The organism is Frankiales bacterium (assembly GCA_016125335.1).
Lineage (GTDB): Bacteria > Actinomycetota > Actinomycetes > S36-B12 > CAIYMF01 > Longivirga.
Genome location: WGLY01000002.1, coordinates 141,677 through 161,772, shown reverse-complemented (window position 1 = coordinate 161,772; position 20,096 = coordinate 141,677). Strand labels below are relative to the sequence as shown.

At 75.7% G+C, this 20,096-nt stretch carries 22 protein-coding genes and 1 tRNA gene; 18 read left to right on the top strand and 5 right to left on the bottom strand.

The annotated features are described in order from the left end of the window. The first annotated feature begins 6 nt into the window (after positions 1 to 6). From xerD to GC157_01620, 12 genes are all read left to right on the top strand, one after another. Positions 7 to 945, top strand: a complete 939-nt coding sequence (gene xerD, locus GC157_01675; GenBank protein MBI1376186.1) for a site-specific tyrosine recombinase XerD — start codon at positions 7 to 9, stop codon at positions 943 to 945. A 211-nt stretch (positions 946 to 1,156) separates the two neighbouring features. Next, positions 1,157 to 2,086: an AAA family ATPase gene (locus GC157_01670; GenBank protein ID MBI1376185.1), complete on the top strand. Its 930-nt coding sequence runs from the start codon at positions 1,157 to 1,159 to the stop codon at positions 2,084 to 2,086. Continuing rightward, the gene (locus tag GC157_01665) at positions 2,083 to 2,529 is read left to right on the top strand and encodes a hypothetical protein (protein ID MBI1376184.1); all 447 of its coding nucleotides are present in this window, start codon (positions 2,083 to 2,085) and stop codon (positions 2,527 to 2,529) included. Before GC157_01670 ends, GC157_01665 begins: the two co-directional genes overlap by 4 nt. Before the next feature lie 316 nt (positions 2,530 to 2,845). Then, positions 2,846 to 3,925 carry a segregation/condensation protein A gene (locus GC157_01660; GenBank protein ID MBI1376183.1) on the top strand — a complete coding sequence of 360 codons (1,080 nt, stop codon included), beginning with the start codon at positions 2,846 to 2,848 and terminating at the stop codon, positions 3,923 to 3,925. A 206-nt stretch (positions 3,926 to 4,131) separates the two neighbouring features. Continuing rightward, positions 4,132 to 4,689 carry an SMC-Scp complex subunit ScpB gene (scpB, locus tag GC157_01655; GenBank protein ID MBI1376182.1) on the top strand — a complete coding sequence of 186 codons (558 nt, stop codon included), beginning with the start codon at positions 4,132 to 4,134 and terminating at the stop codon, positions 4,687 to 4,689. Between the two features lie 9 nt (positions 4,690 to 4,698). Beyond that, positions 4,699 to 5,445, top strand: a complete 747-nt coding sequence (locus GC157_01650; GenBank protein MBI1376181.1) for a pseudouridine synthase — start codon at positions 4,699 to 4,701, stop codon at positions 5,443 to 5,445. Positions 5,446 to 6,142: 697 nt separating this feature from the next. Further along, on the top strand, positions 6,143 to 6,505 hold the full coding sequence (gene aroH, locus GC157_01645; protein ID MBI1376180.1) for a chorismate mutase: 363 nt from the start codon (positions 6,143 to 6,145) through the stop codon (positions 6,503 to 6,505). Between the two features lie 71 nt (positions 6,506 to 6,576). Further along, complete coding sequence (locus GC157_01640) at positions 6,577 to 7,632, top strand: prephenate dehydrogenase (protein ID MBI1376179.1); 1,056 nt, start codon at positions 6,577 to 6,579, stop codon at positions 7,630 to 7,632. Positions 7,633 to 8,060: 428 nt separating this feature from the next. After that, positions 8,061 to 8,801: a (d)CMP kinase gene (locus GC157_01635; protein ID MBI1376178.1), complete on the top strand. Its 741-nt coding sequence runs from the start codon at positions 8,061 to 8,063 to the stop codon at positions 8,799 to 8,801. 52 nt (positions 8,802 to 8,853) lie between these two features. Beyond that, positions 8,854 to 9,630: a 1-acyl-sn-glycerol-3-phosphate acyltransferase gene (locus tag GC157_01630; protein MBI1376177.1), complete on the top strand. Its 777-nt coding sequence runs from the start codon at positions 8,854 to 8,856 to the stop codon at positions 9,628 to 9,630. A gap of 146 nt (positions 9,631 to 9,776) precedes the next feature. Next, positions 9,777 to 11,201, top strand: coding sequence for a ribosome biogenesis GTPase Der (locus GC157_01625; protein ID MBI1376176.1), 1,425 nt, complete (start codon positions 9,777 to 9,779; stop codon positions 11,199 to 11,201). Positions 11,202 to 11,279: 78 nt separating this feature from the next. After that, positions 11,280 to 11,353: transfer RNA gene (locus GC157_01620), tRNA-Pro, on the top strand. A 135-nt stretch (positions 11,354 to 11,488) separates the two neighbouring features. Here GC157_01620 and GC157_01615 read toward each other — a convergent pair. The 4 genes from GC157_01615 to GC157_01600 all read right to left on the bottom strand — a co-directional run bounded on the left by GC157_01615 (position 11,489) and on the right by GC157_01600 (position 15,018). After that, positions 11,489 to 12,259 (bottom strand): class II aldolase/adducin family protein, encoded by a 771-nt coding sequence (locus tag GC157_01615; protein ID MBI1376175.1) that lies wholly within the window; start codon positions 12,257 to 12,259, stop codon positions 11,489 to 11,491. Between the two features lie 31 nt (positions 12,260 to 12,290). Then, complete coding sequence (locus GC157_01610; protein ID MBI1376174.1) at positions 12,291 to 12,941, bottom strand: hypothetical protein; 651 nt, start codon at positions 12,939 to 12,941, stop codon at positions 12,291 to 12,293. A gap of 116 nt (positions 12,942 to 13,057) precedes the next feature. Beyond that, a complete protein-coding gene (locus tag GC157_01605) occupies positions 13,058 to 13,930 on the bottom strand; it encodes a hypothetical protein (protein MBI1376173.1) in 873 nt (290 codons plus the stop codon). A 152-nt stretch (positions 13,931 to 14,082) separates the two neighbouring features. After that, positions 14,083 to 15,018 carry a PAP2 family protein gene (locus GC157_01600; GenBank protein ID MBI1376172.1) on the bottom strand — a complete coding sequence of 312 codons (936 nt, stop codon included), beginning with the start codon at positions 15,016 to 15,018 and terminating at the stop codon, positions 14,083 to 14,085. Between the two features lie 124 nt (positions 15,019 to 15,142). Here GC157_01600 and GC157_01595 point away from each other — a divergent pair, with 124 nt between their 5' ends. Beyond that, entirely contained in the window at positions 15,143 to 15,469 is a 327-nt protein-coding gene (locus GC157_01595) for an STAS domain-containing protein (GenBank protein MBI1376171.1), read from the top strand. 13 nt (positions 15,470 to 15,482) lie between these two features. Here the strand turns inward: GC157_01595 and GC157_01590 are convergent, their stop codons facing one another. Continuing rightward, positions 15,483 to 15,767 (bottom strand): hypothetical protein, encoded by a 285-nt coding sequence (locus GC157_01590; GenBank protein MBI1376170.1) that lies wholly within the window; start codon positions 15,765 to 15,767, stop codon positions 15,483 to 15,485. A gap of 139 nt (positions 15,768 to 15,906) precedes the next feature. Between GC157_01590 and GC157_01585 the strand changes: the two genes are divergently transcribed. The 5 genes from GC157_01585 (at position 15,907) to GC157_01565 (ending at position 19,968) form a co-directional block, all read left to right on the top strand. Beyond that, positions 15,907 to 17,400, top strand: coding sequence for a hypothetical protein (locus GC157_01585; protein MBI1376169.1), 1,494 nt, complete (start codon positions 15,907 to 15,909; stop codon positions 17,398 to 17,400). A 9-nt stretch (positions 17,401 to 17,409) separates the two neighbouring features. Then, complete coding sequence (locus GC157_01580; GenBank protein MBI1376168.1) at positions 17,410 to 18,009, top strand: CDP-alcohol phosphatidyltransferase family protein; 600 nt, start codon at positions 17,410 to 17,412, stop codon at positions 18,007 to 18,009. Positions 18,010 to 18,134: 125 nt separating this feature from the next. Beyond that, positions 18,135 to 18,524, top strand: a complete 390-nt coding sequence (gcvH, locus tag GC157_01575; protein ID MBI1376167.1) for a glycine cleavage system protein GcvH — start codon at positions 18,135 to 18,137, stop codon at positions 18,522 to 18,524. 191 nt (positions 18,525 to 18,715) lie between these two features. Further along, positions 18,716 to 19,243: an FHA domain-containing protein gene (locus GC157_01570; GenBank protein ID MBI1376166.1), complete on the top strand. Its 528-nt coding sequence runs from the start codon at positions 18,716 to 18,718 to the stop codon at positions 19,241 to 19,243. A gap of 23 nt (positions 19,244 to 19,266) precedes the next feature. Further along, the gene (locus GC157_01565; protein ID MBI1376165.1) at positions 19,267 to 19,968 is read left to right on the top strand and encodes a MerR family DNA-binding transcriptional regulator; all 702 of its coding nucleotides are present in this window, start codon (positions 19,267 to 19,269) and stop codon (positions 19,966 to 19,968) included. The last annotated feature ends 128 nt before the right edge of the window (positions 19,969 to 20,096 follow it).

Here is a 20,096-nt window from a genome sequence, read left to right as displayed (position 1 = left end):
GGGGTCATGACCGCGACCCCGCCCACCCCGCTCGCGCGCGCCGTGCGCGCCTACCTCGACCACCTCACGGTGGAGCGGGGGCTGGCGGCCAACTCCCTGGCCGCCTACCGGCGCGACCTCGCCCGCTACGAGGCGTTCTGCGCCGAGCACGGCATCACCGACCCGGCCCGCGTGTCGGAGGCCGACGTCGCCGACTTCCTGGTCGCGCTGCGCTCCGGGGACGCCGAGCACCGGCCGCTGGCCGCCTCGTCGGCCGGGCGCGCCGTCGTGGCGGTGCGCGGCTTCCACCGCTTCGCGGCGCGCGAGGGGCTCGCCGAGGCCGATCCCGGCCGGGCCGTGCGCCCCCCGGCGCTGCCCAAGCGGCTGCCCAAGGCCATCTCCGTCGCGGAGGTCGAGGCGATCCTCGAGGCGGCCGGCGCCGACGGCACGCCCCGGTCGTTGCGCGACCGCGCGCTGCTCGAGGTGCTCTACGGCACCGGGGCGCGGATCTCCGAGGCGGTCGGCCTCGACGTGGACGACCTCGACCGCGACGACGCGTCGGTGCTGCTGCGCGGCAAGGGCGGCAAGGAGCGGCGCGTGCCCGTCGGGCGCCCGGCGCTCGCGGCCGTCGAGGCCTACCTCGTGCGCGGTCGGCCGGCCCTGGCCGCGGCGGGACGCGGGGGACCTGCCCTGTTCCTCAACCACCGCGGCGGACGGCTCACCCGGCAGAGCGCGTGGTCGGTGCTGGCGGCGGCCGTGGGGCGCTCGGGGGTGACGGCCGAGGTCTCGCCGCACACCTTCCGGCACAGCTTCGCCACGCACCTGCTCGACGGGGGCGCCGACGTGCGGGTCGTGCAGGAGCTGCTCGGCCACGCGTCGGTCACCACCACCCAGATCTACACGCTGGTCACGGTCGACCGGCTGCGCGAGGTGTACGCCCTCGCCCACCCCCGCGCACGCTCCTGACCTGCGGCGTCGCCTCGCGCCGCGGCGGGCCCGGTGCGGCGCGGGCCGCGGCGCCCGGCCCCGGACGGGTGCCGGCGTCCGCCGTCGCCTTGCCTGGCCGGTCCCCGGGCCCCTAGGGTGACGCTCCATCGCCAAGGCGATCAGGTGCTGTATCGAATCAGAGGCGAGTCTGCTTGTGGCTAAGTCGACATTAGCGGCGGGGGTCGGGGAGATGGACGGCGGCGCGGGTCCGCGCGCGACAGGGTCCGAGGCGCCCACGGCCGCCGTGGGCGGGGAGCAGCCGGGCCCCCCGGCCGCGCTCGCGCTCGAGGAGGTCCTCGACGCCACCGGGCGCCCCCGGGTGAGCTTCCCGGAGCCGGCCCCGCTCGAGCACCACGGCCCGGCACGGGTGATCTCCCTGTGCAACCAGAAGGGCGGCGTCGGCAAGACCACGACGACCATCAACCTCGGCGCGGCCCTGGCCGAGGCCGGGCGGCGGGTGCTCCTGGTCGACTTCGACCCCCAGGGTGCCCTGTCGGTGGGGCTCGGGGTCAACCCGCACGAGCTCGACCTCACCGTCTACAACCTGCTCATGCAGCGCGACGTCGCCATCGACGAGGTGCTGCTCAAGACCGGCGTGCCGGGCCTGGACCTGCTGCCGGGCAACATCGACCTGTCGGCCGCGGAGGTGCAGCTGGTCTCCGAGGTAGCCCGGGAGCAGACCCTGAGCCGGGTGCTGGCCCCGGTGCTGGGGGAGTACGACGTCGTGCTCATCGACTGCCAGCCCTCGCTGGGCCTGCTCACGGTCAACGCGCTGGCGGCGTCCGACGGTGTGATCATCCCGCTCGAGTGCGAGTACTTCGCGCTCCGAGGTGTCGCCCTCCTCATGGATACCATCCAGCGGGTGCAGGACCGGATCAACCCTCGACTTGAGGTTGAGGGAATCCTGGCGACGATGTTCGACTCCCGCACGCTGCACGGTCGCGAGGTGCTGGCCCGCGTGGTCGACGCCTTCGGCGACAAGGTGTTCCACACCGTGATCGCCCGCACGGTCCGCTTCCCCGAGACGACCGTCGCGGGCGAACCCATCACGACGTACGCGTCGAGCTCGACGGGCGCCGCGGCGTACCGCCAGCTCGCCCGGGAGGTGCTGGCCCAATGAGCCGACGAGCGACGCTGCCGGGGGCCGACGAGCTCTTCCGCCGGACCTCCGAGGCGGTCGAGGCGCCCGCGCCGGGCGCCACCGCCACCGCGGTGGCCCCCGAGCCGGAGGCGCCGGTCGCGTCCCGGCCGGCCGAGGAGGCGACGGCGGCCGAGCCGGCAGCCGCGACCGAGCCGGTGCGCAGCCGGCCGACCCCCCGGCGGCGCAGCCGGGGCGGCGACCGGCGTCCCACCGGGCGCGAGCGCCACGACGAGAAGATCACCGTGTACGTCTCGCCCGAGGAGCTCGTGGACATCGAGCAGGCCAAGCTGGCCCTGCGGGCGCAGCACGGGCTCGCGGTCGACCGCGGGCGCATCGTGCGCGAGGCCGTGGCCGTGGTGATCGCCGACCTCGAGGCCAAGGGCGAGGAGAGCATCCTCGTGCGGCGCCTGCGCGGCGTCTGAGCCGGCGCAGGATCCGGCTGGCCGTCCGGGCCGGCTGGTCCGGCGCGGGGCCCGGCACCGTCCGCCACCTGCGGTGCGCCGGCAGCAGCAGCACCGGCGCGAGCGCGGATGCAGTTCCGGCGGCGGTGGCTGCGGGCCCCCGGCGCTCCGGCGCCACCCGGTGATGTCGGAGCGCCTGCGGGAACGTCTGCGCAGGTCAGGAGCCGTGGATTCGTCGACTTGGCGGTGAAGCGCCTCGTCAAGGCCCGCGCCGCGCGGGTCCGGCCGCCGGGCGGGTCGGCGTCCCGGGCCCCGCGCGGCAGGTACGGTTCCCGGCGTGATCGAGACCGCGGCCGCGAGCGCCCCCGGACCGGCGTCGCCCGCCGACGACGGGTCGCCGGACGCACCGGCCCCCGCGGCCGGGGCCGGCAGCGCCGCGCCCGCCGCGGGCTCGGGCTTCTCGGTCCGGCTCGAGGAGTTCGAGGGCCCGTTCGACCTGCTGCTCTCGCTCATCGCCAAGCACCGGCTCGACGTCACCGTGCTGGCCCTGCACACGGTCATCGACGACTTCCTCGCCCACATCCGCCGCCACGGTCCGGACTGGGACCTCGACGAGGCCACGGAGTTCCTCGTCGTCGCCTCCACGCTGCTCGACCTCAAGGCGGCGCGGCTGCTGCCCTCCGGCGAGGTGGAGGACGAGGAGGACCTCGCCCTGCTCGAGGCGCGCGACCTGCTCTTCGCCCGCCTGCTGCAGTACCGCGCCTACAAGGAGGTCTCCGGCGTCTTCGCCGAGATGATCGCCTCCGGGGGCCGGCGCCACCCGCGCCAGGTGGGCCTGGACCCGGAGTTCGCGGGCCTGCTGCCGGAGGTGCTGCTCGGCCTCGGGCCGGAGGAGTTCGCGTCGCTGGCGGGCCGCGCCCTGGCGCCGAGACCCGTTGCGGCCGTGTCGGTCTCGCACATCCACGCGGTGCGGGTGAGCGTGCGCGAGCAGGCCGCCGTCCTCGTCGACCGGCTGCGCCGCCACCCCTCGTCGACGTTCCGCGGCCTCATCGCCGACTGCGACTCGACCCTGCTGGTCGTGGCCCGGTTCCTCGCGCTGCTCGAGCTCTACCGCGAGGGCTCGGTGGCCTTCGACCAGCTCTCGCCCCTCGGCGAGCTGCACGTGCGCTGGACCGGGAGCGCCGAGGGCGAGGTCGAGGTCGCCGCCGAGGAGTACGACGGCGCCCCCCAGGCTGCTCCGGCGCCCGAGCCGGACGCGCCGCAGGCCACCGCCGACGACGTGGCCGCCTACCTCGAGGCGCTCGGCACAGGCATGGACCAGGACACACCGGACACGCCGGACATCCCGGGCGTGTCCCACGCGGTCAGCGGTGCGGCCGGCGGCGGCACGACGGACGAGGCGGAGGAGCACGGGTGAGCGAGCCGGACGACCGGACGCCGGAGGCGTCCGCGCAGGCACCCACGGGGGCGCTTGGGGCCGACGAGGCAGCAGCGGGCCCGCCGAGCCCCCCTGCGCCTCCTGAGGCCGCAGAGGGCCCTCAGGAGGCGCAGGAGCCGCCGGAGGCGGCGGAGAGCGCCGCGGCGCCGGACGGCACCGAGGAGGACGACGTCCCCGAGGCGACCCTGGGCGCCCCGAGCCTCGACGCCGCGCTCGAGGCGGTGCTGCTCGTGACCGACCAGCCGCTCGACGTGGCCAGCCTGGCCACGCTCGTGCGCCGTCCGGTGGGGGAGGTGGCCGAGCGCCTGGTGGCGCTCGCTGCCGACTACGCCGAGCAGGGGCGCGGCTTCGAGCTGCGGGAGGTGGCCGGGGGCTGGCGCTTCTACACCAGTGTCGCCTGCGCCGAGGTGGTCGAGCGGTTCGTGCGTGACGGCCAGCAGGCGCGGCTCACCCAGGCGGCGCTGGAGACCCTGGCCGTGGTCGCCTACCGGCAGCCGGTGAGCCGGGCACGCATCTCCGCGGTGCGCGGGGTCAACGTCGACGGCGTCATGCGCACGCTCACCACGCGCGGGCTGGTCGCCGAGGCGGGCCACGACGAGACGACCGGAGCGATCCTCTACCGGACCACCGAGCTCTTCCTCGAGCGGCTGGGGATCCGGTCGCTGGAGGAACTGCCGCCCGTCGCAGACTATCTGCCCGATATCGAGATGCTTGATGAATTCATCGAGCAGACCTCAAGTTGAGGTATAGCCATGAATCGTGATCGTGAAGATGTCAGCGAGATCCGACTCCAGAAGGTCCTGGCCGCGGCCGGGCTGGGCAGCCGGCGGGCCTGCGAGCAGCTGATCGACGAGGGCCGGGTCGAGGTCGACGGCCAGGTCGTGCTCGAGCAGGGCATGCGGGTGGATCCGTCCCGCGCGGTGATCAAGGTCGACGGCATGCGGATCCCCACCGCGCCGGGCCACGTCGTCCTCGCCCTCAACAAGCCGCGCGGGGTGCAGTCGACGATGAGCGACGAGCGCGGCCGCCCGTGCGTGGGGGACTACCTGCGCGGGCGCAAGGAGCGGCTGTTCCACGTCGGCCGCCTCGACGCCGACACCGAGGGGCTCCTGCTGTTCACCAACGACGGCGAGCTCGCCCAGCGCCTGGCCCATCCCTCGCACGGGGTGACCAAGACCTATCTGGCGCAGGTGCGCGGGTCCATCGAGCGGGGCCTCGGCAAGCGGCTGCGCGACGGGGTGGACCTCGAGGACGGGCTGGTGCGGGTCGACCGCTTCCGGGTGGTCACCTCCGCCCCGGGGCGCTCCCTCGTGGAGGTCGTGCTGCACGAGGGACGCAAGCACGTGGTGCGCCGGCTGCTCGCCGAGGTGGGCCACCCCGTCGAGGGACTGGTCCGGGTCAAGGTCGGGCCGATCGGCCTGGGGGACCTGCGCTCGGGCAAGGTGCGCACGCTGTCGATGCAGGAGGTCGGCGAGCTCTACGCCGCCGTCGGGCTCTGAGCGCTCGGGCTCCGACCGGTCCGGGACGGTCGACGCGGCCCCGGAGGTGCGCGCCCCGCGGCCTCCCGCGTGCGCTCCCGTGGCCGGCGAACGCCGGTCACGTTGGCACTCCCAGAACGACGTAGCGCCTGGTCGCTTCGTCGACAAAGCGCCGTGCAGACCGATCTCCCCCGGTCCACCACGGAGCACTAGATCCCTTTGTCGACAACGGCGGAGCGAGGGCGCCTCGTGCCGGGCGTCGTTTCGTCGACAAATCGCTGCGGAGCCCCGTCAGCGCCGGCGGCCGCCCGACCCCCCGCCGCGCCGCAGCGTTTGTGCTGGTCAGCAGCCCTTCACCGGCGGTGACGGTGGCGGACCCACACCGACATGACCCGGCTGGACGCACCGCGGCGCAGCTCTCGCCGCGCACGGCGGGCACGAGGGCCGCATCGCTCCCGTGGCGCGGTGGGCGTCCGGGGGAGGAGTCGGCTGGGAGACGTGTCGCATCGCCGTCAGATCGTCACGTCGCTGCTTCGACAGAAGGTTTGATCGGCATATCGACATCCTGTTATAGCGTTCCATCGGTACATCGGCAGCACGATGTACCGACCAGTCGGGGAACCGATGTGCAGACATGACGGCGACTCGGTGAGTCGCTACGTCGCGTCGTCGCGTCATCGCTAGGGTGACCTGCGACGACCAGCGAGGAGGAGCCGACGTGGCACTGCGAGCGATCCGGGGTGCCACCCGGTTGCGGGCCGACGACGCTGAGGAGATGGCTGAGGCCGTGGTCGAGCTCGTGGCGACGATGCTCGAGCGCAACGGCATCACCGGCGAGGACCTCGTGTCGATGATCTTCACCGCCACCCCCGATCTGGTGTGCATGTTCCCGGCGGCAGCGGCGCGCGGGCTCGGCCTGGGCGACGTCCCGCTCATCTGCGCCCAGGAGATCGACGTGCCCGGCGCGCTCAGCCGCGTCGTGCGGGTGATGGCCCACGCCGAGCTCGACCGGCCCCGGTCCGCGGTCAGCCACGTCTACCTGCGCGGTGCCGAGGTGCTGCGCCAGGACCTGGCGCAGTGAGCGACGTCGGCGCCACGGGGCCCCGGGGGGCGGGGGAGCGGCCGCCGGCCGAGGCGGGGCCGCCCGCCCGCGTGCTGGTGGTCGGCTCCGGGCTGATCGGGGCGTCGGTCGCCCTCGGCCTGCGCCGCCAGGGCGTCGAGGTGTGGGTCGACGACGCCGATCCGGAGGCGGTGGCGGTCGCGGTGGGCAGGGGAGCGGGCCGCGCAGGGCGCCCCAGCGACGCCCCCGACGTCGTGGTGGTGGCCGTTCCCCCTGCCGCGGCGGCTGCAGTCATCGATGCGATCCTCCGTATGTACGTCGATGCGACCGTGAGTGATGTGGCGAGCACTAAGTCTCATCTTCAACACGAGGTCGAGAGTCGAGGGTCGGATCTGTCCCGATATGTGCCCGGCCACCCCTTGGCCGGGCGCGAGGTGTCCGGCGCCGCCGCGGCCCGTGCTGATCTGTTCGCGGACCGGGTGTGGGCGCTGGCCCCGACGGCGGTGACCGATCCGGCGCGGGTCGACGTCGTGCGGCGGATGGTGGAGAGCCTCGGCGCGGTCGTGGTGCTCACCGCAGCGGCCCGGCACGACCGGGCCGTCGCGCTCACCTCGCACACCCCGCAGGTGGTCTCCTCGCTCGTGGCGGCCGGGCTCGACGGCCTCGGCGAGGCGGACGTGCGCCTGTCCGGCCAGGGCCTGCGGGACGTGACCCGGCTGGCGGCGTCGGATCCCGACCTGTGGACCGAGATCCTCACGAGCAACGCCGGCCCCGTCGCGGACGCGCTCGACGGGCTCATCGGCCGCCTGGAGGCCGTGCGGGACGGGCTGCGTGCCGGGGGCCCGCCGGGGGCCGACCGCGTGCGGGCGGCCCTGGCCGCCGGGGTCGCGGGGTCGCGCCTGGTGCCGGGCAAGCACGGCGCCGGGGCCGTGGCCTACACCGTGGTGCCCGTCGTGGTGGCCGACCGCCCCGGCGAGCTGGGGCGGCTGTTCGCCGACGTCGCCAGCACGGGGGTCAACCTCGAGGACGTCCGCATCGACCACGCGCAGGGACGCCCGACCGGTCTGGTGGAGCTCGAGGTCGCCCCTGAGCGGGCCGAGGCGCTCGCGGCCGGGCTCCGGGGCCGGGGCTGGGAGCTGCGCGTCTGACCTGCCGCTGCGCCGGGCCGGAGGAGACGGCCCGCGCTTCGACGGCGTCGCTGCCGGCGCGGTCACGGCGGTGCGCGGCCGGCGTCGGGCCCGTGGTTTGTCGTCGTGGTGGCTTGTCGACAAAGCGTGATCCGGCATGTGCGGTCCTCCGGTGGTCACGAGGAGCAGGTCCGCGGCCCGGACGCGTGCGCGAGAAGTCGACAAGCAGATTCGCCGCTGTGGCGGCACGGCGCCGCGGTGCGCACCGTGCCTGGTCGCCCGCTGGCCTAGAGTCGGGTGCCGCAGCAGGCCCTCACGTCGCCCCCGAGCCGGCCGCCGCGACCGCCCCGCGAGCCCCGCCCGACCGCCAGCCAGTCCGCCAGCCCCGACCGTCAGCCCCGACCGCCGGCCCCCACCGCCCGCGAGCCCGACCACCCGGAGGACCGACCGTGACCCGCCGCCCCAGCCCCGCCACGGCCGTCGTCGCCGTCGACGGCCCCTCGGGGTCCGGCAAGTCCAGCGTGTCGCGGGGGGTCGCCCGGGCGCTGGGCCTGCGCTACCTCGACACCGGGGCCATGTACCGGGCCATGACCTGGGCGGCGCTGCGCGACGGGATCGACCTCGCCGACGCCGACGCCGTGGCCCGCACGACGGCGTCGGCCCGCCTGGAGTGGTCCACCGACCCGGACGAGTCGCGGGTGAGCGTCGACGGCACCGACGTCTCCCGGGCCATCCGCGAGGAGGCGGTGACGGCCACGGTGTCGCAGGTGGCGGCCGAGGCCCGCACCCGCGCCGTGCTCGTCGCGCTGCAGCGCGAGGCGGTGCAGGACGCCCTCGACGCCGGGACCGGGATCGTGGTGGAGGGCCGCGACATCGGCTCGGTGGTGCTGCCCGACGCCGACCTCAAGGTCTGGCTGGTGGCCGACCCCGAGGTGCGCGCCGCCCGGCGGGCCGCCGAGGACGCCGCCGCCGGCCGCGTCGCCGCGCCGACGGCCGGCACGCTGGACGCCGTGGTGGCCGACCTCGCGCGCCGGGACGCCCACGACGCCACACGGGCGGCGTCCCCGGCCACGCGCGCCCCGGACGCCGTCGTCGTGGACGCCACGCACCTCACCCTGGCCGACGTGGTCGACGCCGTGGTGCGCCTGGTGCGCGAGCGCACCGGCGACGCCGTCGACGAGGGCGCATGACGCCGCCCCGCGGCAGCGCGGTCCGCCGCCACGCCCGCGCGGGAGGTCCGCGGTGAGCGGCCTGGTCCCGCACCGTCGCTCGGGAGGCCCGCCCGCCCCGGGGAGCGGCGCCGACTCACAGGTGCCGGGCTCCGCGACGGCGGCCGCCCCGTCGACGGCGCGGGCGGCCACCGGCCGCAACCTCGCCGCTCTGGCCGTCAAGGCCTGGCGGGTGCGCGGCCACGGTGCGGACCTGGTCCCGCGCGAGGGTCCGGTCGTGCTCGTGGCCAACCACGCGGGCGTGCTCGACGGCGTGCTCGTCGCCGCGCGCTGCCCCCGTCCGGTGCACGTCCTCGTCTCGGCCGACCTCGCGGTCCCGCCGTTCACCCACCTGCTGGCCACCACCGGGCAGATCCCGATGAGCTCGGCGTACCCGGACCGCGTCTCGCTGCGTGCGGCGTCGGCCGTGCTCGGGGGCGGCGGCGTGGTGGCGCTGTTCCCGGAGGGGGAGGCCGGGGCCGGCGACGTGCGGCACGCGCACCACGGTGCGGCGTACCTCGCCCTGACGTGCGGCGCCCCCGTGGTGCCGGTGGCGGTCCTCGGCTCGCGCCCCCGCGGCGCCCGACGCGACGCGCTGCCGCGGCTGCGCTCCGCGGTCGACGTCGTGTTCGGGGCCCCGGTGCTCCTGCGGCCCGAGGGCGATCCGCGCCGGCGGGCCGTGCTCACCGGCGCGGGCGAGCGCGTCCGGCAGCTGCTCGCCGACCATGTGGGCGCGGCGATGGCCGCGACCGGTCAGACTCTTCCCGGTCCACCGCCCCTCCCCGACACCCCGCGCCGGAGCCACACGTGAGCAGCGACGAGACGCCGACCGACCCCCGCCCGCAGGACGGGGTCGACCGCGACCTGCTCGACGACGACCTGGGCTACGACGCCGACACGGCGGCCTGGGACGACGACGAGGAGTACGAGGTCGACGACCTCGACGGCGACGCCGGCCTGCCCGACCTCGGCGACCTCGGCGACGACGAGGAACTCGACGCCGCGGCCTTCGCCGCGCTGGGCTACGACCTGGACGACCTCGCCGTCTTCGACGACGACGAGTACGGGCTGCTCCCGGTGGTGGCCATCGTGGGCCGTCCCAACGTGGGGAAGTCCACGCTCGTCAACCGGATCCTCGGCCGGCGCGAGGCGGTCGTGGAGGACGTCCCGGGCGTCACCCGCGACCGCGTCACCTACGAGGCGGAGTGGGCCGGGCACCGGTTTCTGCTGCTCGACACCGGCGGCTGGGAGCGCGACCCGCGCGGGATGGCCGCGCAGGTGGCGGCCCAGGCCGAGCGGGCCATGGACGAGGCCGACGTCATCCTCTTCGTGCTCGACGCTGCTGTGGGCGCCACCGACGCCGACGAGGACGTCGTGCGCCGGCTGCGCCGCACCAGCAGGCCCGTGCTGCTGGTGGCCAACAAGGTCGACGACCAGCGCGGCGACGCCGACGCCGCGATGCTCTGGTCGCTCGGTCTCGGCGAGCCCTACGCCGTGTCCGCGCTGCACGGGCGTGGCTCGGGCGACCTGCTCGACGCCGTCGTCGCCGCCTTCCCCGAGGAGGGCAGCCGTGCGCCGCAGCCCCGGGGCCCGCGCCGCGTCGCCCTGCTCGGCAAGCCCAACGTCGGGAAGTCGAGCCTGCTCAACCGGCTCGCCGGGGAGTCGCGCGTGGTGGTCGACTCCGTCGCCGGCACCACCGTCGACCCGGTCGACGAGCTCGTCGAGATCGCCGGCGTCACCTGGCGGTTCGTGGACACTGCCGGCATCCGCCGCCGCGTGCGGGAGGCCAGCGGGCACGAGTACTACGCCTCGCTGCGCACGCGGGCCGCGCTGGAGAAGGCCGAGGTGGCCGTCGTGTTGCTGGAGGCCCAGGAGCCGCTCACGGAGCAGGACACCCGCATCCTCACGATGGTCGTCGAGAGCGGCCGCGCCCTGGTGCTCGCGTTCAACAAGTGGGACCTCGTCGACGACGAGCGGCGGCGCTACCTCGAGCGCGAGATCGAGCGCGACCTCATCGGGGTGCGCTGGGCGCCGCGGGTCAACGTGAGCGCGCGCACGGGTCGCCACACCGACCGGCTGGTGCCCGCCCTCGAGACCGCGCTGAGCAGCTGGGAGACGCGGGTGCCCACCTCGAGGCTCAACGCGTTCCTGGCCACGCTGGTGGCCGCGCACCCCCACCCGGTGCGCGGCGGCAAGCAGCCGCGGATCCTGTTCGGCACGCAGGCCGCGGTGCGCCCGCCGACCTTCGTGCTGTTCACCTCCGGCTTCCTCGAGGCCGGCTACCGGCGCTTCATCGAGCGCCGCCTGCGCGAGGAGTTCGGCTTCGAGGGGACGCCGATCCGGGTGAGCCTGCGGGTGCGCACCAAGCGCCCCCGGCGCTGAGGTCCGGGTTTCGGGGCGGCCCGGCCCATGGGGTAGCCTTCGGCGAGCCGATCGGCGGTCCGCCGTGCGACGGCGGCTCGGGCTGTGGCGCAGCTTGGTAGCGCACTTGACTGGGGGTCAAGGGGTCGCAGGTTCAAATCCTGTCAGCCCGACCGAGGAAAGGCCCACTCCCGCAACGACTCTGCGAGGGTGGGCCTTTCGCCGTCCGGGCGGGCCGTGCCTGTCCGCTCGCGTCGCCTCTCCGCGCGACGGCGGCGTGGCGGCGGCGCACCCCCGCGGCGCGGCCGCTACGCGTGCCGGGTGCCGGCGGCGTCGAGCTCCATCACGCGCTGCAGCGCGGCGGCCTTCATGTCGTCGGGGATCTCGACCGGTCCGCCGATGCTCGCCGCGGCGATGCCGCACTGAGCCGCCTCCTCCACGACACCGCCCACCAGGATCGCGAGGTCGGGCGTGCGGTGGAACACGAGGACGCCGTGGTTGGCCAGCAGCACGGCCGGGGTGCCCGGCACGACCGCGGCGCGGATGTTGGCGATCGCGACGTCGGACCCGCGCGGGCCGTACGCCGCCACGGGGACGCCGGTCGGCAGGCCGAACATCGCCAGCGCCTCGTTCCAGCACCCGATCGGCCGGTGGGCGACGGCGAAGGCGGTGGCGTAGGGGGAGTGGGTGTGCAGCACGCACCCGACCTGCTCGTGGTCGGCGTACATCGCCGTGTGCATCGCGACGACCGCTCCCTGGATCGGCGGGAGGTCGCCCTCGAGCAGCGTGCCGTCGAGGCCGACCCGCACGACGGCCTCGCGCGGGTGGTCGCGCAGCGACGGCCCGGCGGTGAAGTACATCTCCTCGGCGCCCGGCACGCGGATGCTCACGTTGCCGTGCCCGTTGGCCGTGATCGCGCCCCCGGCCACGACCCGGCGCGCGGTGTCGATCACCTGGTCGACGAGGTCCTTGTCCACGTACCGCTCCCTCCGGGGGGTCGTCGACGCTCGCTGTCGGCGCGGTGAGTCTGGTGCCACGCGTGGTCGCGGGCAAGGCCCGCCCGCCCGGCCGACTCCGATGGCGGCCGGGCGGGGGTGCCGCTGGTGGTGCTCAGGCCGGTCCGGGGACCTCGTGCACCTGCACCTGCTGCACGATCAGCGGCCCGGACGCGTACACGAGCGGCTTGACCGGGCCCGGTACGTCCCGGCTGATGGTCACGTCGACCGTGTCGACGTAGCGGGCCGGCCCGTTGTCGACGAGGGCCAGCTTCACCTGCACCGTGCTGCCGGGGGCGAGGCCGGAGGTGCCCGGGTCGGCGACCGTCGCGATCCCGTTCACCTGCGCCTGCACGGCGTCGTCGGCCGGGAGACCGGCTGCGAGAGCCTCGTGGTCGCCGCACCCGCCGTCGTCACCGCCGCAGGAGCCGCCGCCGAGGTCCACGCGGTGCACGTCCAGACCGGTGAGGCGCAGTCCGCCTAGTTCGGGGACCCGCAGCACCAGGGACCCCCAGCAGCGGATGGTGCGGTCCTGGGGGCGGCAGGACGGGTCGGTCACGTCACCGGTGCGCTCCGAGTGCGCGGTGAGCGCGAGCATGACGTCGCCCGCCTCCGGGTGGGTGCCGGGGTTCACGGCCACGACCGTGATCCCGGTGGTGGAGCCGCCGCCCGCGGCGGAGGCGTTCGTCGCGAACCCGACGAGCGACGCCGCGACCAGCGCGAGCAGGCCGGCCAGCGCCGGCCATCGGGCGTGGGTCGTGCTCATGGACCCTCCTCGCGTGGAGAGGCTGCTGGGGGACCCGGGCCGGGTCGGCGCGCCGGCAGTGACGGCGCGCCGACCGGTCGGACGCCGAGGCCGCGCGGGCCCGGCGTCACCGGGTGCTACTTCCGTCCGCCCCCGCCGCCACCGCCGCGGCTGCCCGCGACCGTGATGGTGAGCGAGACCGAGTGCGTCGCGAACGAGCCGGCGTCGGTGCCGGTGATCGAGACGGTCGGGATCGTGAAGGTGATGGTGTAGTCGCCGACCGTCGTCACGCGCAGGTTGTAGCCGTAGACGACCGCGCCGGTGGCGTTGATCTCGGCCGTGGCCGCGGTGCCGACCGGCACGACGTAGGCACCCGTCGCGTCGTTCTTGATGCTGAACGTGGCACCGCCGTCGTAGACGCGCTGCGCCGCCGCGGCGAAGGTCGTCGGCGTGGCCGAGTAGCCCGTGGTGCCGGCGGTCGCCAGCGTGCCGTAGGCCGACTCACGGTCCAGCGCGTTCGGGTCGAGCTTGACGACCGTGTAGCCGTCCATGGCCGCGGCCGAGGCGTCGGAGTTGAACAGGCCCAGTTCGACGCGGATCGGGCTGTTGGTCTTCAGAGCGGCGTCACCCGTGAGGTTGTCTCCCCATGCGGCCGTGGCGCTCGCCGTCGTGGCCGTGTAGCACTGAGCGGTCCACGTGTTGAGGCCCTGCACGTAGTAGAAGGCCAGCGGGTCGATCGGGTACCCGGTGCGCGGGTCGCCCGAAGGTGTCACCAGCGCCGCCGGCGTGCCGGCCGGGCAGTTGACGTTGGTGAACCCGCCGCCGACCATGACCGTGGGCACCGAGAGGTTGTTGGTCAGCGTGGTCTCGCCGCCGCCGTGACCGCCCCCTCGGCCCTGGCCTGCGCCGGGCGGCGGTCCCTGGGCGGCCACCGCCGCCGTGAGCGACACCGCGAGCAGCGCGGTCGTGCTGGCGACCACGCCGATGGCCCGCGCGAGAGACGTCCTCATGTCGATCCCCCTCCTCCGGGAGCCGAACGGCACGTGCGGCCCGCGTGTGCCCGTGCACGAGGACGCACCTGACGTCTTCCATGCTCGTGCCGCAGGTACCGGGCGGTAGTGCCGTCCGACCCTCAGCGGTCCGCCGGAGGTCCCGTCACGGCTCAGACCGGGTCGTCGACGGCGGACTCGAGCACCGGCTCGGCCTCGCCGGACCGCTGCGAGCGGGCTGCTGCACGCCGACCCGCCGCCTGCTCGAGCCCCGTGGCGACCCCGACTCCGGCGAGGAGCACCACGGCGCCGCCGACGACGTCGAGCACGTAGTGGTTCGCGGTCACCACGACGACGAGCCCGGTGAGGACCGGCACGGCCCACACGGCTGCGCGCAGCCAGCGCCGGCTCGTGAGCGCCGCGACCACGCACGCGACCCACAGCGCCCACGCCGTGTGCAGGCTGGGCATCGCGGCGTAGGGGTTGCTCAGCTCCGACACCAGCGTGGAGTGCGGCGTCCAGGGCCCGGGGAAGGCCACCAGCGTGTCGACGAAGCCCGACGGCGCCCCGTGCCCGGTCTCGTCGAGCAGCCGCGGCGGTGCCACGGGGAAGAGCCAGAAGCCGACGAGCGCCAGCCCGGTGGTCGCCGCGAGGGCGTTGCGCCAGAACAGGTATCGGGCCGGCGCTGCCGTGCGGAACGCCCACACGAGCACGGCCACGGTGGACACCGCGTACACGCTCGCGTAGAACGCGTCGGCCGCCTCGACCACCCAGGGGCGCTCGAGCGTCCACTGCTGCACCGGCAGCTCGACGGCGAGGCCCATGGCGCGCTCGGCCGACAGCACCCGCAGGGCGTCGGCATACGCCCGGGACGCCGTGCTCGTGACGGTGTCGCGCACCGCCTCGTAGACGAGGTAGAGCGCCAGCACCAGCAGCAGCTCGCGCCACCAGCGCAAGGCCTCGCGCGGCCGGCCGCGGTCACCGCCGGGCGCGGGTGCACCGGTGCCCCCGGGGTCGTCGGGGCGGCCGGGCGGCACGGGGCGGATCTGCGGCACCGAACCTCCCGCGGACGCGCGCCGGTCCGGGGGCCCGGGCCGGTCGGGTCCCATCCTGGGCGAGGCGACTCCCCGACGGGCACCCGGCGCCCGTGTCTCAGCGAACCGACAGGAGGCTCACGGTCGCGTCACGGGTGGCTGCGCCAGCCTCGGAGCACAGCCGAGCGGGGAGGTCGCGATGGACGACGGTGGGACGACGGTGCTGGCGACGGGGCTCCGGCTGGACGGTCCGCTCACGTGGCGGGAGTCGCAGGTCGTGCGCGAGCGGGTCCACGACCTGCTCGACGGGCCCGGTGCCGTGACGGTCTGGCTCGATGTCCGCGACGTCACCGACATCGACCGGGTCGGCGTCGCGGTGCTGATCGGCGCGCACCACCGCGCGCACGCGCTCGGCCGCGAGCTCGCGCTCATCGACGACGGCGGCCCGGTCGAGCAGGGCCTGCTCCGCCACGGCGGCCTCGACCGGATCCGGGTGGTGGCCGGCCGGCTGCACTCCTGGGCCTGAGGCCGCGGCTCGCTCAGCCGTTCGGCGCGCCGCCGGCGTCGAGCACCACGGCGACCCGTTCGCCCGTCACGCGCTCGATGGACTCGGCGAGCGCCTCGGCGAACTGCGGGCGCCTCGTCCGCTCGAACTCGTGCGTGCCGGCGAGCTTCGTGGCGTCGGAGAAGTCGAGCGTGAGCACCCCGTCCGCGAGCCCGGCCAGCCGGCCGTCGAACAGCGCGATCCAGGCGGTGCGGTGGGTCGCCTCGAGGTCGTCGAGGACGTCGTTCCACCGCGACTTGAGCGAGGGCAGGTCGAGCACCGGCCCACCGTAGCGAGCGGGTGCGCTGCTCCCTCGTCCGGCTCGCGGGCGCCCGAGCTGGCCCGTCGCCGTGTCCTGCCAGGCCGACACACCCTCGCGGGCACCGGCCCGGTGCCTCCCGCCCGGTTACCGTGACGGGGTGAAGCGGGGACTCCTGGTCGTGCTCGGGATCGTCCTGCTGATCGTGGGCCTCGGCCTCGTCGCCGCGGGCGCCGTCGTGGCGGCCGTGCTCGGCCGCAGCGGCACCCTCACCTCGGCCCCGGCCACGGTGACCGGCAACGGCGTGGCCCTGGTGGCCGACGAGGTGGCCGTGGACGCCGGGAGCGTCCCCGTGCCGTCGTCGCTGGCGGACCTCTCCTTCGTGGTGGCCTCCTCCAACGGCGACCCGGTGTTCGTGGGTGCCGCCCCCGCCCCGGCGGTCGAGCACTACCTCGCCGGCGCGCCCTACGACGTCGTGGTGTCGCTCGAGCAGGGCACGACGGCCACCACGCGCCGCGTGCCCGGCACCCAGCAGCCGCCCCCGCCCGGCACCGAGTCCTTCTGGGTCATGCAGTCCTCGGGCGCCCCGGCCACGGTGCGGTCCGTGCCCTCGGGGACGACCCTCGTGATCATGAACGCCGACGCGACCCCCGGGGTCGCGGTGACGGTCACCGCACGGCTGGTCGTGCGCAACTCCTGGACCGCCGCGTGGGTGGCCGTGGGCGTGGGCGTCCTGGCGCTGGTGCTGGCCGTCGTGGCGTTCTGGCGCGCGCGGGTGGCGGGCCGCCGCCGCCGCGAGGCGCTGGCGGCCGGCGCGGCGGGCTCGCCCGCGACCGTGCTCCCCGCGTCCGCCGAGCCGGAGCCGGCTGCGCCCCCGGCGCCGGAGGTTCCGGCAGCACGTGCCAGGGACGCGGCCGGGGAACCGCTCGCCATCGCCGAGCAGCCCGCCGGCGTCGAGGTGGCGCCGGCCGGGGCCGACGCGCCGGCGCCCGGGCAGCCCGAGCGCGACCCGCGCTACGACGTCGCCCCGCAGGCGCCGTCGGCCTCGCTGGCCGCGCTGGTCGCCGAGGCCGGCCGCCCCAGCCACAGCGCGGGCGCCGGTGACAACGGGGACGCCGGTGACGACGGGGACGACGCGGGGACCGGCAGCCCGGGCGAGTTCGACCCGGGGGAGGCCGCGGGCCCCGGGAGCGGGGGTGCGGGTGCGGGTGCGGACGGCGGGCCCGGCGCCGGCAGCGCCGGACTCGCCGACAGCGTCGACGGCGTCGACAGCATGGACAGCGTCGGGAGCGACGAAAGCGACGACAGCGACGACAGCGACGACCCGGTGTTCGCCGCCATCGCGGAGCGCTTCGGGCTGCGCCCGGGGGAGGAGGCGCAGGACGCGCCGGCCCCGAACCCCGCCGGCCCTGACCCCGCCCACCTGGACGCCGCCGACCCGGACGCCGCCGACCCGGACGCCGCCGACCCCGAGCCGGCCACCGACCGCGACGCCGACGCCGACCCGGCATCCGCCGATCCCGAGGGCCCTGCCGATGAGGGCCCCGCCGTAGGGGGCCCCGCCGGGTCGGACCGGCCCGCGCCCGGGCAGGACGCCGACGCGCCGGACGGGCCGCACGGCGGCCCGAGCGCCGCTGGCCGGCCCCCCGGCTAGGGTCGCGCCGTGGACGTGCAGGAGACCGAGGTCCAGACCGACCGGATCCTCACCATCCCCAACGTCCTGTCGTTCCTGCGGCTGCTCGGCGTCCCGGTCTTCCTCTGGCTCGTCCTGGGCCCGCAGGCCGACGGGTGGGCGTTCGTGCTGCTCATGGTGAGCGGCGCGACCGACTACCTCGACGGCCGGATCGCCCGCGCCACGGGCCAGATCAGCCGGCTCGGCCAGCTGCTCGACCCCCTCGCCGACCGCGCGTACATCGTCGCGACGCTGCTCGGCCTGGCGCTGCGGGGGATCGTGCCCTGGTGGCTGGTCGTGGTGCTGGTCTCGCGCGACCTGGTGCTGGCGGTGGCCCTCGCCCTGCTCAAGCGCCGCGGCATCACCGGTCTGCCGGTGCACTTCCTGGGCAAGGCCGCCACCTTCAACCTGCTCTACGCGTTCCCGCTCCTGCTGCTCGGCAGCGGGGCCACGGGCACGGGGCTCTCGTGGCCGGACCTCGCCCGCACCGTCGGCTGGGCCTTCGCGATCTGGGGCACGGCGCTCTACTGGTGGGCCGGGATCCTCTACCTCGAGCAGGCCCGGCGGATCCTGCGCGGTCCGAGGGCCTGACCGGCAGCAGCCGGACCCGAGGGCGCGACGCCGGGCCGCCGGCCGTTGCAGCGGCTCGACACGCGTCAGTACGCTCGCGGCGCCGCGCCGCCACCGCCCGCGGCCCGACCGACGGAAGGCGTCCCATGGCTGGCCAGACCCCCGAGCACCTGCGCTACACCCGCGAGCACGAGTGGGTCGAGCTGACGGCCGACGGGCACGCCCGCTTCGGGATCACCGACCACGCCCAGGACGCCCTCGGCGACATCGTGTTCGTCACCCTGCCCGCGGTGGGCGCGGCCGTGACGGCGGGCAGCCCCTGCGGCGAGGTCGAGTCGACCAAGAGCGTGTCGGACATCTACGCCCCGGTGAGCGGCACCGTGGTGGCCCGCAACGACGCGGTCGAGACCAGCCCCGAGACGCTCAACTCCGACCCCTACGGCGCCGGCTGGCTGGCCGAGGTGGACCTCGGCGAGGGTGCCGGGCTCGACGAGCTGCTCGACGCGGCCGGCTACCGCGCCCTGCTCGACGGCTGAGGCACCCGCACGCGCCGGCGCGCGACCCCGTGCCTGCCCGAACCCTCATGTGGAGGTCGAGGAAGGTCGTCGGCATTGACCGACCCGGGGGCGGCCCGTACTGTCGGTGAGTCTCGACTCCGGGTCGAGATCTCCCCGGCGTCGGCGACGGAGCCGACGCCGGTGGGCGTCCGCCAGGCAGGGAGCAGTCGATGGGTCGCCAGTGCGCGCGGTGCGGACACCTCGCGGAGGACTTCGACCACTTCTGCTCCTCGTGCGGGGCGCCGCTCGCGCCCCCCGAGGACGCCCTGTCGCAGACCGGCATCCTCGGCCTGCGCCAGGCCAGCGAGGGCGACTCGGTCCCGCTGCCCGCGGTCGACAGCACGAGCGTCACCGGTCTCGGCGAGGGCCACGCCGTCCTCGTCGTCCTGCGCGGGCCGCAGGAGGGGATGCGCTTCGACCTCGACCCCGCCGTGCCGGTCGTGGTGGTGGGCCGGGCCCAGGAGTGCGAGCTGTTCCTCGACGACGTCACGGTCTCGCGCCGCCACGCCGAGCTGCGCTCCGTGGACGGCGAGTGGGAGCTGCACGACCTCGCCAGCCTCAACGGCAGCTACGTCAACCGTCGCCGCATCGACGCGCAGGTGCTCGTCGGCGGCGACGAGGTCCAGATCGGCAAGTACCGCTTCGTCTACCTCGAGGCCGCCTCCGGCGTGGCCCCGACGGGAGGTGCCCAGTCGTGACCGCCGTGGCCGCCCGCGGGCTCATGGGGATCGGCGACGTCCTGGCCGTGCTGCGCCCGGACTTCCCCGACGTCACCATCTCCAAGATCCGCTTCCTCGAGTCCGAGGGCCTCGTCGCCCCTCAGCGCACCTCCAGCGGCTACCGCAAGTTCAGCCACGCCGACGTCGAGCGGCTGCGCTACGTGCTGGCCTGCCAGCGCGACCAGTACCTCCCGCTCAAGGTCATCCGCGAGCACCTCGAGGCGATCGACCGCGGGCTCGAGCCGGCCACCGGCACCGAGGGCCCGCGCGTGCCCCGCGCCCTGGTGTCCACCGACGGGCTGCCCACCTCGGAGACCTTCCGGCCCGGCGGCGCCGACGTCCGGCTCTCCCGCAAGGAGCTCCTCGAGGCCAGCGGCCTCGACGACTCCGTGCTCGCCCAGCTCGAGGGGTTCGGCCTCGTGGTCAAGCGGGGCACCCACTTCGACGGCGAGGCCCTCGTCGTGGCGAGCACGGTGGCCGAGATGTCCGCCTTCGGCATCGAGCCGCGCCACCTGCGCGCGTTCAAGGTCGCGGCCGACCGCGAGGTGGGCCTCGTCGAGCAGGTCGTCACGCCCCTGCTGCGCCAGCGCGACCCGGAGGGCCAGCAGCGCGCCGACGACGCCATCCGCCAGCTCGCCTCCCTCTCGGTGCGGCTGCACGCGGCACTGGTCAAGGCCGGCCTGGCCGCCGAGCTGCGCCGCTGACGCGGCGGGCGACCGCTGCGGGCCGACCGGCCGGGGGCTCACGGCGTCCTCGACCACCCACCCGATCCGCCCGGTCCACCCGCCCGGCTCCGGCCGCCGTCCGTCGGGCCGGGTCCGTGCCCCTGCGC

Excerpts from the sequence above, each read along its gene's own strand:
- xerD (MBI1376186.1), top strand. The coding sequence starts at position 7 with ATGACCGCGACCCCGCCCACCCCGCTCGCGCGCGCCGTGCGCGCCTAC.
- GC157_01670 (MBI1376185.1), top strand. The coding sequence starts at position 1,157 with ATGGACGGCGGCGCGGGTCCGCGCGCGACAGGGTCCGAGGCGCCCACG.
- GC157_01665 (MBI1376184.1), top strand. The coding sequence starts at position 2,083 with ATGAGCCGACGAGCGACGCTGCCGGGGGCCGACGAGCTCTTCCGCCGG.
- GC157_01650 (MBI1376181.1), top strand. The coding sequence starts at position 4,699 with ATGAATCGTGATCGTGAAGATGTCAGCGAGATCCGACTCCAGAAGGTC.
- GC157_01610 (MBI1376174.1), bottom strand. The coding sequence starts at position 12,941 with ATGAGCACGACCCACGCCCGATGGCCGGCGCTGGCCGGCCTGCTCGCG.
- GC157_01605 (MBI1376173.1), bottom strand. The coding sequence starts at position 13,930 with ATGAGGACGTCTCTCGCGCGGGCCATCGGCGTGGTCGCCAGCACGACC.
- GC157_01600 (MBI1376172.1), bottom strand. The coding sequence starts at position 15,018 with ATGGGACCCGACCGGCCCGGGCCCCCGGACCGGCGCGCGTCCGCGGGA.
- GC157_01595 (MBI1376171.1), top strand. The coding sequence starts at position 15,143 with ATGGACGACGGTGGGACGACGGTGCTGGCGACGGGGCTCCGGCTGGAC.
- gcvH (MBI1376167.1), top strand. The coding sequence starts at position 18,135 with ATGGCTGGCCAGACCCCCGAGCACCTGCGCTACACCCGCGAGCACGAG.
- GC157_01570 (MBI1376166.1), top strand. The coding sequence starts at position 18,716 with ATGGGTCGCCAGTGCGCGCGGTGCGGACACCTCGCGGAGGACTTCGAC.
- GC157_01565 (MBI1376165.1), top strand. The coding sequence starts at position 19,267 with ATGGGGATCGGCGACGTCCTGGCCGTGCTGCGCCCGGACTTCCCCGAC.